Annotated in this window: 10 protein-coding genes; 8 read left to right on the top strand and 2 right to left on the bottom strand. The window is 61.1% G+C overall.

The features are described from left to right. Window positions 1-105: 105 nt before the first annotated feature. Genes AC1DU9_RS22340 through AC1DU9_RS22325 form a run of 4 tightly spaced genes read left to right on the top strand, consistent with a single transcriptional unit; the run spans window position 106 to window position 2970 of the window. Window positions 106-888: an ABC transporter permease gene (locus AC1DU9_RS22340; RefSeq protein ID WP_477810797.1), complete on the top strand. Its 783-nt coding sequence runs from the start codon at window positions 106-108 to the stop codon at window positions 886-888. Next, complete coding sequence (locus AC1DU9_RS22335; protein ID WP_477810796.1) at window positions 888-1736, top strand: ABC transporter ATP-binding protein; 849 nt, start codon at window positions 888-890, stop codon at window positions 1734-1736. Before AC1DU9_RS22340 ends, AC1DU9_RS22335 begins: the two co-directional genes overlap by 1 nt. Next, complete coding sequence (locus tag AC1DU9_RS22330) at window positions 1733-2695, top strand: HEAT repeat domain-containing protein (RefSeq protein ID WP_477810795.1); 963 nt, start codon at window positions 1733-1735, stop codon at window positions 2693-2695. The genes AC1DU9_RS22335 and AC1DU9_RS22330 overlap by 4 nt, the downstream gene beginning before the upstream one ends. Next, entirely contained in the window at window positions 2692-2970 is a 279-nt protein-coding gene (locus AC1DU9_RS22325) for a DUF971 domain-containing protein (RefSeq protein ID WP_477810794.1), read from the top strand. Before AC1DU9_RS22330 ends, AC1DU9_RS22325 begins: the two co-directional genes overlap by 4 nt. A 69-nt stretch (window positions 2971-3039) precedes the next feature. Here AC1DU9_RS22325 and AC1DU9_RS22320 read toward each other — a convergent pair whose 3' ends face one another. Beyond that, a complete protein-coding gene (locus AC1DU9_RS22320; RefSeq protein WP_477810793.1) occupies window positions 3040-3759 on the bottom strand; it encodes an AAA family ATPase in 720 nt (239 codons plus the stop codon). A 1379-nt stretch (window positions 3760-5138) separates the two neighbouring features. Between AC1DU9_RS22320 and lexA the strand changes: the two genes are divergently transcribed. The 4 genes from lexA to AC1DU9_RS22300 are packed head-to-tail and all read left to right on the top strand — an operon-like array spanning window position 5139 to window position 10870. Further along, window positions 5139-5756, top strand: a complete 618-nt coding sequence (lexA, locus tag AC1DU9_RS22315) for a transcriptional repressor LexA (protein WP_223462841.1) — start codon at window positions 5139-5141, stop codon at window positions 5754-5756. Next, window positions 5756-6373: a translesion DNA synthesis-associated protein ImuA gene (gene imuA / locus AC1DU9_RS22310; protein ID WP_223462842.1), complete on the top strand. Its 618-nt coding sequence runs from the start codon at window positions 5756-5758 to the stop codon at window positions 6371-6373. Before lexA ends, imuA begins: the two co-directional genes overlap by 1 nt. A gap of 7 nt (window positions 6374-6380) precedes the next feature. Further along, a complete protein-coding gene (locus AC1DU9_RS22305) occupies window positions 6381-7796 on the top strand; it encodes a Y-family DNA polymerase (protein WP_223462843.1) in 1416 nt (471 codons plus the stop codon). Further along, complete coding sequence (locus AC1DU9_RS22300; RefSeq protein WP_477810792.1) at window positions 7772-10870, top strand: error-prone DNA polymerase; 3099 nt, start codon at window positions 7772-7774, stop codon at window positions 10868-10870. Before AC1DU9_RS22305 ends, AC1DU9_RS22300 begins: the two co-directional genes overlap by 25 nt. A gap of 133 nt (window positions 10871-11003) precedes the next feature. On the opposite strand, the gene AC1DU9_RS22295 is transcribed toward AC1DU9_RS22300, so the two are convergent. Then, on the bottom strand, window positions 11004-11666 hold the full coding sequence (locus tag AC1DU9_RS22295; protein ID WP_150673375.1) for a flavin reductase family protein: 663 nt from the start codon (window positions 11664-11666) through the stop codon (window positions 11004-11006). Window positions 11667-11674: the final 8 nt, after the last annotated feature.

Here is an 11674-nt window from a genome sequence, read left to right as displayed (position 1 = left end):
GCTTGCTCGCGATAGCGGACTGACATTCAACATCGAGGTTGAATGTGATGACCTCATCGCGAGCAAGCTCGCTCCCACAGGATTCTCGGGGTGAGAGGAAAAATTGTGTACCGATCATATTCACGCTGGATTCCCAGAGCCGCATCCTTGCTGCTCTGTCTCGTATTCTGGCAACTCGCCGCCAGCCACCACTGGAACCTCGGTCTGGTGACCTTCGCCAACGTCCCGACACCTCTGGCGGTCATTGAAGCCGCCCTAGGCCTCGGCGACTCCGGCAAGCTCGCGCAGCACCTGGGCAGCAGCCTCGGCCGGGTGTTCGCCGGTTACCTCGCGGCGCTGATCATCGGCGTGGCCCTGGGCCTGGCCATCGGCCGCTCGAAATGGGCCGAAGATCTGTTGCTGCCACCCCTGGAAGTGCTGCGCCCGATCCCGGCCGTGGCTTGGATTCCCCTGGCGATCCTGATGTTTCCCTCCTCGGAACTGTCGATGGTGTTCATCACCTTCACCGGCGCACTGTTCCCGATCCTGCTCAACACCGTGCACGGTGTCGAAGGCGTCGACCCACGGCTGATCGCCTCGGCGAAAAGCCTGGGGGCAGGGCGCCGGGCCATCCTGCTGGAGGTCGTTCTTCCGGGGGCTGCGCCCAGCATCATCACCGGCCTGGCCATCGGCATGGGCACCTCGTGGTTCTGCCTGGTGACGGCGGAAATGATCTCCGGCCAATTCGGCATCGGCTATTACACCTGGGAGTCCTACACCATCCAGAACTACGCCGACATCGTGGTCGGCATGTTGTTGATCGGCGTGCTCGGCATGGGCAGCAGCCTGTTGATCAAGCGTCTGGGCGGGCTGTTCACGCCCTGGCATCGACCGCGAGGAAAAGCCTGATGAGCGTTTTTCAACACCTGCAAGGGCGTATCGATATTCGCGGGCTGTCAATCAGCCTGGGCGAGGGGCTCGAGGCTTTCGAAGCAGTGCAGGGCCTCGATTGCCAGATCGAGCCTGGGCAGTTCGTGTGCATTCTCGGGCCGTCCGGTTGCGGCAAATCGACCTTGCTCGGTGCCCTGGCCGGCCACCTGCAACCGCGCACCGGTACGCTGGATGTCGATGGCGCAGCGGTGTCGGGCCCATCGCCTCAGCGCGGCATGGTGTTCCAGCAGCACACCCTGTTTCCGTGGCGCACGGTGCGCGACAACGTGGCGTTCGGCTTGAAAATGCAAGGCATCGACAAGGCCGAACGGCACAAGGCGGCGGATGAAATCCTCGCCCTGGTGGGCCTCGAAGGTTTTGCCGAGCGCTGGCCCGATCAACTCTCCGGCGGCATGCAGCAACGGGTGGAAATTGCCCGGGTGCTGGTCAACCGTCCGCGCCTGTTGCTGATGGACGAACCCTTCGGTGCCCTCGATGCCCTGACCCGGTTGAACATGCAGGAACTGCTGCTGGACATCTGGACGCGCATCCGCACCACCGTGGTGTTTGTCACCCATGACATAGACGAAGCGCTGTTCCTCGCCGATCGCCTGCTGGTCATGAGTTCGCGCCCCGGCCGAATCATCGAAGACCTGCGCCTGGACTTCCCCAGGCCGCGCAGCACCGAGCTGGTAACCCGCCTTGAATTCTCGCACCTCAAGCGTCATTGCCTCGAACTCCTGCGGCACGAAGACGGCCGGCAACTGCCGCGCCTGAACCCGCTCGGACTTCCCCCTGAAAACAAACTGCCGCGATTTGCCCTATGACCTCACTATTCGATGTAACCGATAACGACGACATTCTTGCCCTGCAACCACGCCTGACCGATGACGACCCCGGTGTACGCCGGATCGCGCTGATCGAACTGGCCGATCTCGAGGAACCGGACGGCCTGCAGTGGTTGATCAATCGACTGGCCGAAGACCCAATTGCAGACGTACGCGCCGAAGCCGCGCGGTTGCTGGAAGCCTGGGAGGACGAGCCGGTGGTCGAAGCGTTGTGCCAGGCCCTGACGGATCCATCCCCGGCGGTGCAGGTGGCCGCTGCGCAAAGCCTCAGCCTGCTCAAGAGTGAAGCGGCGGGCCGGGTCATTCTGCCGTGGACCGGGCACGCCGACAGCGGCGTACGCATCGCCGCGTTCAGGGCGTTGCGCGAGTTGCGTTGCCCTGATGCCGCCGATGCGGCGGCCCGGGCACTGATTGATGAAAGCGCCAGCGTGCGCCGCGAGGCGGTGGGCGTGCTCGGCTGGCTCAAGCAACTCGATGCCTTGCCGGCACTGGCGCGACTGGCCAGCGCTGACCCGGACACCGAGGTGCGGCGTGCCGCCACCGGGGCCTTGGGCCTGGCGTCTGACGCGCAGGTGCTGCCGGCCCTGAGCCAGGCCTTGCGCGACGCTGCCTGGCAAGTCCGCGAAGAAGCCGCCACCACCCTGGGCAAGGTCGGCCACCCCGACGCCGGCCCGGCCCTGATCGATGCCCTGGGCGACGATTACTGGCAAGTGCGCCTGCGCGCCACCCGCAGCCTCGGTCGCTTGCGTTTTGTACCGTCGCTCGAAGCGCTAATCGACACCCTCGGCCACCGCATCAGCAACCTGCGCAAGGAAGCCGCCTTGGCCCTCGGCGAATTGAACGACCCACGGGCCATTGCGCCATTGCAGGCCGCACAAGACGACGGCGACCCTGAAGTGCGCAAGGCCGTGCGCATCGCCTTGAGTCAACTGCAATGAGCCCGCTGGCGATTGGCAATTCCCGCAGCAAACAGCAGTTGCGACTGAACTGGCCGGATGGTCGCGAGCAGGTGTTCGAACACGCCGAATTGCGTCGGCAGTGCCCGTGCTCGCAGTGCCGGGCGTTTCGGTTGCGGGGGATGGCGCCGATGGTGGATGCGCGGGTTCAGGTGATCGAATTGCACTCGCAGGGGTATGGTTTGCAACTGGTCTTCAGCGATGGGCATGAGCGGGGGATTTATCCGTGGGCTTATCTGGCTGGACTTACCGACTGAATCGAACTCCATTCCTCATTGGGAGCTGTCGCGGTCTGAGGCAGCTCCCCCGTGTGCGCTTCCCGTTGCTTATGTTGCGAATACAGGCTCAGTAACGGCTCGGATAAATGCATCGTCCACAGTCTTTACGCCATACCGATGCATGAACTCACTACCATTGGCAAAGCGATTGAAGCGTTGCTGGCTAATCATGTAAAAATAATCACAATGGTTAATTACCTCATCAACATTATGCGAGGAAACCAGAATAGCGGTGCCCTCCCTGGCGGCGCCGTGAAGGCATTGCCAAATATAGCTACGAAACTCTGGATCTACACCGGCAGTAGGTTCGTCGAGAATCACAAAGTCTGCAGAAATTGAAAGAAGAGAGAGAGTAAAGAACCAGCGTGTCTCTCCGTAGCTGCATAGTGATGATTTTTTGTTCCATATGTCTTGGTATCGATCAACTATCGCAGGGCTCCACGCGCTTAGTTTTTTCAGGGTTTTATCTTGCGTCATGGGTTCGCTTGATGACAGCGCGGTCACCATTTTAAAAATGTCACGCATGCGCAGCGGTGGGGGAGTGGAGATGATTTGAGAAAGGTATAAAAAGTGACTGAAGCCGTTTTTTATGAAGCCGGACTTTGCTTTTTTAAGGTCACAGACGATATCGAAAAAAGTTGTTTTTCCAGATCCATTGGGCCCCAGAATGCCGACAATGTCACCTTGAGCAACCTCAAGAGATGCCTGGGCCAAGAGGGGCTTGTCTGTATAGGAAAAGTCAATGCTCTGCGCCGTGAATTTTTTCATCAGTATCGGCTCCATACGGGATTGATTCTTAAGTGCTTGAACGTTCTGTGCAGTACTGAAATAAATAAAAGAATTATTGCTGTCGTGATGAGTTTGTTGGATTCAAGGCCTTGTTCCATTATCTGGCTTGCAAGTGTCAGTGGATTTGCGAGGTTCAAAGTGTCGGTGATGGGGTTTGATCTGCTGGCACTCATTACACCGAGAATCAGCATGCAGAACGAAAAAATGGAAAGCAAAGTGTTCGAGTTCTGAAAGTTGATCGGTAATAATGAGAATACAGCCCCGATCGCGCAAAACATGATAAAGCAGATGTAAAAGCGTGGTGTGATATTCAGTAGTTCATTGAGGTCGTAGTTTCCGAATGGTAATTTGGTCGTTAAGTAAAAGGTTGCGCAATAAGATATCGATATTAGCGAGTAGGCAATGAAGTGCGATAAAAGAAAAATCAGTTTCGATTCCTTGGAGTAAATAAATGATCGGGTGAATCCGCTTTCCCTTCTTCCGATTATGTAAAAGGCGAATCCGAATAATGCGACACTTGAAGAGATGTAGGCATAAAACCATGCTGAAATCGTAATATAATTGCTGGAAAAACAGTTCGGGTCCTGTCTGGTTGTCGCAAAAAAATAGAACATCGCGCAAGGTGATATCATGATCCAAAAAAAGGCGATGGGTTCTTTTAATTGTTCTTTTATGAATATGGACGCTAGGGAAAAAGCTCTGGGCAAAATATTTTTAGTCATTGAGTGGCACTTTTTCAGATTTGTTATTTTCACTTTGCTTTTGTTTATGGGGGCACTTGGCATTAAGTGCTGCTGCAAGGATTAGTTGATTTTACTGTTGAATGCAAGCGAGAGAATTCTGTGCTGTAGGGGGATTCCTGCATGTTTTTAAGAAGCGTCCTGCATGATGTTAGGAACCTTAGTGGCTGGGTTTTGTTTTGGTGTGGATAGTTTCTAGCGTGGAGCTGTGAAATTCCTTTTTGAAACTGTGTTTTAGTTTTCGGCAAGCAGAAATGATCTTGCTGTGTCGAGTAGAATATTTCTGTAGGAGTAAATGTGCGTTTTGTACTTTTTTTATGGATTTTTATTTTCTAGAGATGCTAATTTTTTAGAAAGGCGACGAACGGTAGGCCTTATTTTTTTGATCGTCCGTTTTGTTCGAGTAAGGAGTGCTTGGTTTACGTCTGCGGGCTATCGAGTTGCACACCAGGAGGATGGCCTGCTCTGGCACAACTCACCCTGTAGGAGCGAGCCTGCTCGCGATAGCGGACTGACATTCAATATCGATGTTGACTGTGCTGGCCTTATCGCGAGCAGTCGAGCGTCGACCGGCTGCTCCTACACGGTCCTTGCCAGGAAAAAGCCAAAAGAGTACAAATGTACTCCATGACGACTCTGACTCCCCGCCGTACCGCCATCCTGACCTTTATCCGCGATCGCATCGCCGAGCACGGTCAGCCTCCGAGCCTCGCCGAGATCAGCGAGGCGTTCGGTTTCGCCTCCCGCAGCGTGGCGCGCAAGCATGTGCTGGCGCTGACCGAAGCCGGGTTTATCGAGGTCAACCCGAATCAGGCCCGGGGCATTCGCTTGCTCGGGCAGCTGCCGCGTCCCGAGTTGCTGGACATCCCGGTGCTCGGTCGGGTCGCGGCCGGTGCGCCGATTGGTGTCGATGCGCAAATCCATAGCCGCTTGCTGCTCGATCCGTCGATCTTCTCGCGGGTGCCGGACTACATGTTGCGGGTGCGCGGTGATTCGATGATCGAGGACGGCATTCTCGACGGCGACCTGGTTGGTGTGCACCGCAGCCCCGAGGCCGTTAATGGCCAGATCGTCGTGGCGCGGCTCGACGGCGAAGTCACCATCAAGCGCTTCGAACGGGTCGGCGATGTGGTTCGCTTGCTGCCACGCAACCCGGCCTACCAGCCGATCATTGTCGAGGCCGACCGGGACCTGGCCATCGAGGGTGTGTTCTGTGGCCTGGTGAGGCAAGGCTGATGGGTGCCGTCGTTGCGCTGGATACGCTGTTCAATGGCGGCCAGGTCTGGAAGGGCCGGCCTGCGCCACCGGCTGCCAGCCCGCAACCCACCGGGCATGCCGCGCTGGACGCCGCATTGCCCAGCGGTGGCTGGCCGGAGGCGGCGCTGACGGAGATCCTGTTGGCCGGGCAGGGCGTGGGCGAGCTGCAACTGGTGTGGCCGACGCTGGCACGGCTGTCGGCGGCGGGCGAGCGCATCGTGCTGGTGGCGCCGCCTTGTGTGCCGTACCCCCAGGCGTGGCAGGGCGCCGGGGTCGATCTGCGTCAGTTGTCGATCATCCAGGCCAGCGAGCGCGATGCGCTGTGGGCCGCGGAACAATGTCTGCGCTCGGGCAGTTGCGGCGCGGTGCTGTGCTGGCCGCACAAGGCTGATGACCGCGCCTTGCGCCGCTTGCAGGTGGCGGCGGAAACCGGCCAGACCCTGGCCTTCGCCTATCGTCCCCTCGGTGAAGCGATCAACCCTTCGCCGGCGGCCTTGCGCATTGCCATCGATGCCCGACCGGCACAACTGCGCGTGCTCAAGTGCCGCGGCGGCCTGGCCCGTTCGGCGCCGATTGCCTTCGCCGTGGGGCATTGAGGTTGCCATGCGCTGGGTCTGCATTGTTTTCCCGCAATTGGCGCTGGACGCGGTACTGCGTCAGCGCGCCGATCCCGATGAACCCCTGGCGTTGCTGACTGGCCCGGCCCAGCGCCGGGTGCTGCAGGCCGTCAACGGTGCGGCGCGGGCGCTGGGTTTGCGTCCCGGCCAGTCCATGGGCGCGGCACAGGCCTTGAGCAAAGGCTTTGTCACGGCTGAATACGACGCCGCTGAAATCGAACACTGGCAGCAGTTTCTCGCCGCCTGGGCCTATCGCTTCAGTTCCCAGGTCAGCGTGCATTACCCCCGGGCCGTGGTGTTCGAGATCGAATCCAGCCTCGGCCTGTTCGGCGCCTGGCCGCAATTCGAAGCGCTTCTGCGCCGTGAGCTCGGCGAACTGGGGTTTCGGCACCGCATCGTGGCCGCGCCCAACCCGGTGGCGGCGCGGGTGCTGGCCAACGCCTATGACGGTCTGGTGGTCCCGGACGATCAAGCCTTGCAGCATCACCTGGGGCAAATGCCCGTCGACCGGATCGGCCTCGAAGCCTCGGTCGCCACGGCCTTGTCGCGCATGGGCTTGCGCACCTTGAGCCAGGTGCAGGCGTTGCCCCGGCATAGCCTGGCCCGGCGTTTCGAGGCCCAGGTGCTCAAGCATCTGGATGCCCTGTTCGGTTCGCGGCGGCTGGCCCTGACGTTTTACCTGCCGCCGGACCGCTTCGATGTGCGTATCGAGCTCAATTTCGATGTGCAGTCCCATCAAGCCTTGCTGTTTCCGTTGCGCCGGTTGACCGGCGACCTGTCGGCGTTCCTCTGCGGTCGCGACAGCGGCGTACAGCGTTTCGACCTGCATCTGGAACACGCCGGGTTGCCGGACACACTCATCAAGGTTGGCCTGCTCAGCGCCGAGCGCGATCCGGCGATGCTCTTCGAGCTGGCCCGGGGGCGGCTGGAGCAAGTCCAGGTCGAGGCGCCGGTGCGCGGCTTTCGCCTGCGCGCCGAGGATTTGCCGACCTTCGTGCCCCAGCATCAGGAACTGTTCGACGACCGTCCGCAGCAGTCCTTGCCCTGGGAGCAACTGCGCGAACGCCTGCGTGCGCGGCTGGGGGATGACGCGGTGCATGGCCTGCGCTTCCAGGCCGACCACCGCCCCGAGTGTGCGTGGCAGGCCAGTGCCGACAGCCAGCCTTGCACGGTGCCGGCCGCGGTGAAACGGCCGGGATGGCTGCTGACTGAGCCGCTGGCCGTGCATCAGGGCTCGGCGCGCATCCTCATGGGGCCGGAGCGTATCGAGTCCGGCTGGTGGGACGGCGACGACGTGCGCCGTGACTATTACCTGATCGAAACCCGTGCCGGCCAACAGGGCTGGGCCTACCGGGCGGTCGGTGAGGACGGCCCGCTGTGGTTGCAGGGCTGGTTCGCATGAGCAGCGACTATGCCGAATTGCACTGCCTGTCGAACTTCAGCTTCCAGCGCGGTGCCTCCAGTGCCCTGGAGCTGTTCCAGCGCGCGAAAAAGCAGGGTTATCAAGCCCTGGCGATCACCGACGAATGCACCCTGGCGGGCATCGTTCGGGCCTGGCAAGCAGCGAAGTCCGTGGAGTTGCCGCTGATCGTCGGCAGTGAAATACGCATCGAGAACGGTCCGAAACTGGTGCTGCTGGTGGAGAGCCTCGAGGGCTATCAGGGGCTGTGCCGATTGATTACCCGCGCCCGGCGTCGCACGCAGAAAGGCCAGTATCAGGTGCTGCGCGAGGACTTCAGCGAACCCTTGCCGGGGCTGTTGGCGTTGTGGGTGCCGGACGCTGTCGATGCCTTTGCACAGGGCCACTGGCTCAGGCAGGTCTTCGCCGAGCGCCTGTGGCTGGCCGTGCAGTTGCATCGCGGTCAGGACGATGCCCGGCGCCTGGACGATCTGCTGACCCTGGCCAGGGAGTTGCGTATTCCTGCGGTCGCTTGCGGCGATGTGCACATGCACGTGCGCGGCCGGCGCGCCTTGCAGGACACCATGACCGCGATCCGCCATCACCTGCCGGTGGCCGATGCCGGGTTGCGCCTGCATCCCAACGGCGAACGCCATTTGCGCAGCCTCGACGTGCTGCAGGCACTTTATCCGCCAGCCTCGCTGGCAGAAACGCTGAACATCGCCCGGCGCTGCACCTTTGATCTGGGCCAGTTGCGTTACCAGTACCCCCGCAAACTGGTGCCGCAAGGGCACTCGGCCACCTCGTGGCTGCGTCATTTGACCGAGGAGGGCATCGAGTGGCGCTGGCCAAAAGGGCCGAAAAGCGAAGTGCTGGTGCAGATCGACAAGGAGCTGCAACTGATCGCGGAGCTGGGCTATGAAAGCTATTTTCTGACGGTCCACGACATCGTCCGCTTCGCCCGCCAGCAACAGATTCTTTGTCAGGGTCGTGGTTCTGCCGCCAACTCGGCGGTGTGTTTTGCCCTGGGCATCACTGAAATCGATCCGGATCGCACCACGTTGCTGTTCGAGCGCTTTCTGTCCAAAGAACGCAACGAGCCGCCGGRCATCGACGTCGATTTCGAGCATGAACGCCGCGAAGAAGTCTTGCAGTACGTGTTCCAGCGTTATGGCCGGGCCCGCGCCGCGCTGACGGCGGTAGTCAGCACTTACCATGCGGCCGGCGCGGTGCGTGATGTGGCCAAGGCCTTGGGCTTGCCGCCGGACCAGATCAACGCCCTGGCCGATTGCTGCGGTCACTGGAGCGATGAGACACCACCCGTGGAGCGTCTGCGCGAGGGCGGGTTCGACCCCGAGAGCCCGATGCTGCACCGGGTGCTGAGCCTGACAGGGCAATTGATCGGCTTCCCCCGGCATTTGTCCCAGCACCCTGGCGGTTTCGTGATTTCCGAGCAGCCGCTGGACAGTCTGGTGCCGGTGGAAAATGCCGCCATGACCGAGCGCACCATCATCCAGTGGGACAAGGATGACCTCGATGCGGTCGGTTTGCTCAAGGTCGATATCCTGGCGCTGGGCATGCTCAGTGCGATTCGCCGATGTTTCGATCTGCTGCGCCGGCACCGGGGCCTGGACTTGAGTCTGGCGACCATCCCGTCCGAAGATGCGGCCACCTACGAAATGATCGGTCGGGCCGACACCATCGGCGTGTTCCAGATCGAGTCCCGGGCGCAGATGTCGATGCTGCCCAGGCTCAGGCCGAAGACGTTTTACGATCTGGTGATCGAGGTCGCCATCGTTCGGCCGGGGCCGATCCAGGGCGGCATGGTGCATCCGTACCTGCGGCGACGGAACAAGGAAGAACCGGAGGCCTATCCGTCGCCGGAACTGGAAGTGGTGCTCAAGCGCACCCTCGGTGTGCCGCTGTTTCAGGAACAGGTCATGCAGATCGCCATCGTCGCCGCCGACTACAGCCCCGGCGAGGCCGACCAGCTACGTCGCTCCATGGCCGCGTGGAAACGCCACGGCGGGCTCGAACCGCACAAGGAAAGGCTGGCCGCCGGGATGAAGAAAAACGGCTACACCGCCGAGTTCGCCGCGCAGATCTTCGAGCAGATCAAGGGCTTTGGCAGCTACGGTTTTCCCGAGTCCCACGCGGCCAGTTTTGCTTTACTGACTTACGCCAGTTGCTGGTTGAAATGCCACGAGCCGGCGGCCTTCGCCTGTGCGCTGATCAACAGCTGGCCAATGGGGTTCTACAGCCCGGACCAGATTCTGCAGGATGTTCGGCGTCATCATTTGCAGGTTCGTCCGGTGGACGTGCGCGCCAGCGATTGGGATTGCAGCCTGGAACCGATCAGCGCTGCGCAACCGGCGATTCGCCTGGGCCTGCGCATGATCAAGGGCTTTCGCGAGGACGATGCCCGACGCATCGAGGCGGCCCGCTCCAAAGGCGCGTTTGCCGACATCGCCGACCTGGGCGAACGGGCGCGACTCGATGCCCGCGCCCAGGAGCAACTGGCCGATGCCGGTGCGCTGCGCGGGCTGGCCGGTGACCGGCATCGGGCGCGCTGGGAAGTGGCCGGGGTACAAAAGCAGCTGGGTTTGTTTGCCGGCCTGCCGAGCCAGGAGGAGGACGTGGTGACGTTGCCCAAGCCCACCGTGGGCGAGGACCTGCAAGCCGATTACGCCAGTGTCGGCACCACCCTGGGGCCGCATCCGTTGGCCCTGTTACGCGCTGAGTTGAAGGCGCGGCGCTGCCGCAGTTCGAAGGAGTTGCTGGACGTCGAGCACGGTCGGCCAGTCAGCGTTGCCGGGCTGGTCACCGGCCGACAACGCCCGGCCACCGCCAGCGGCGTGACGTTCGTCACCCTTGAAGATGAGTTCGGCAACGTCAATGTGGTGGTCTGGCGTGACCTGGCCGAGCGGCAGCGCCAGGTGTTGGTCGGCTCGCAATTGCTCAAGGTCGATGGGCGTTGGGAGAAAGAGGGCGAGGTGCGGCATCTGATTGCCGGGCGGTTGAGTGATCTGAGTGCGTTGCTGGATGGGATCAGCGTGCGCAGCCGGGATTTTCACTGACACATACATTCCCCCTGTAGGAGCGAGCTTGCTCGCGATGGACTTGAGAGCGCCGCGTTCAATCAGAAAGCCCGCGTTATCGTTATCCACCATCGCGAGCAGGCTCGCTCCTACAGGGTTGTGTCATTGCGTGCTACTTGGCCAGCGGCCAAAACCGCTCCCCACCCCCCGGCGCATCCGTCCAGGCCTGCAACGACCGCGTCGGCAAGTCGAAGTAATCCCGCGTGCGCGCATAGCCATGCCCGCCCATGCGTCCGATCGCATCCAGCCCCAGTTGATCGATGTACAGGGTTTTCGGGTCGATCAGTTCGTCACGCACATGGGCCATCAGCACTTCACCAAAAATGATCTCCCGGGATTGGCCGATGGACAGCGCCATCATCCGTCGGCACTCCAGCGCCACCGGGGCTTCGCCGATGCGCGGGCATTTGACCGTGGTGCCGGGGATGGCAGTGAGGCCGGCAGCGGTCAATTCGTCGAAGCCGGGGGCGAAGGGCACGGCGCAGACGTTCATGGCTTCCACCAGGGCATCGCTGACGATGTTCACGGTGAATTCCTGGTTGAGCTGAATGTTGCGGGTGGTGTCCTTGGGGCTTTGGTCGCCGTAGTTTTCCACGCCCAGGGCGAGGATGGGCGGATCGGCCGACAGCGCATTGAAAAAGCTGAACGGCGCCGCATTGATCCGGCCTTCGCCGTCGACGGTGGTGACCAGGGCGATCGGCCGCGGCACGACGCTGCCGATCAGAATTTTGTATTTGTCCCGCGGGCTCAATTGGCTGAAGTCGAAGCTTTGCATGGGCAGAA

This window comes from Pseudomonas sp. P4_C1, assembly GCF_056402155.1.
Note: the sequence above shows the minus strand (reverse complement) of the source record. Positions and strands in the feature narration are given on the sequence as shown.

Coding starts and splice junctions, on each gene's coding strand:
- AC1DU9_RS22335 (WP_477810796.1), top strand. CDS start 888: ATGAGCGTTTTTCAACACCTGCAAGGGCGTATCGATATTCGCGGGCTG.
- AC1DU9_RS22330 (WP_477810795.1), top strand. CDS start 1,733: ATGACCTCACTATTCGATGTAACCGATAACGACGACATTCTTGCCCTG.
- AC1DU9_RS22325 (WP_477810794.1), top strand. CDS start 2,692: ATGAGCCCGCTGGCGATTGGCAATTCCCGCAGCAAACAGCAGTTGCGA.
- AC1DU9_RS22320 (WP_477810793.1), bottom strand. CDS start 3,759: ATGAAAAAATTCACGGCGCAGAGCATTGACTTTTCCTATACAGACAAG.
- lexA (WP_223462841.1), top strand. CDS start 5,139: ATGTACTCCATGACGACTCTGACTCCCCGCCGTACCGCCATCCTGACC.
- imuA (WP_223462842.1), top strand. CDS start 5,756: ATGGGTGCCGTCGTTGCGCTGGATACGCTGTTCAATGGCGGCCAGGTC.
- AC1DU9_RS22305 (WP_223462843.1), top strand. CDS start 6,381: ATGCGCTGGGTCTGCATTGTTTTCCCGCAATTGGCGCTGGACGCGGTA.
- AC1DU9_RS22295 (WP_150673375.1), bottom strand. CDS start 11,666: ATGCAAAGCTTCGACTTCAGCCAATTGAGCCCGCGGGACAAATACAAA.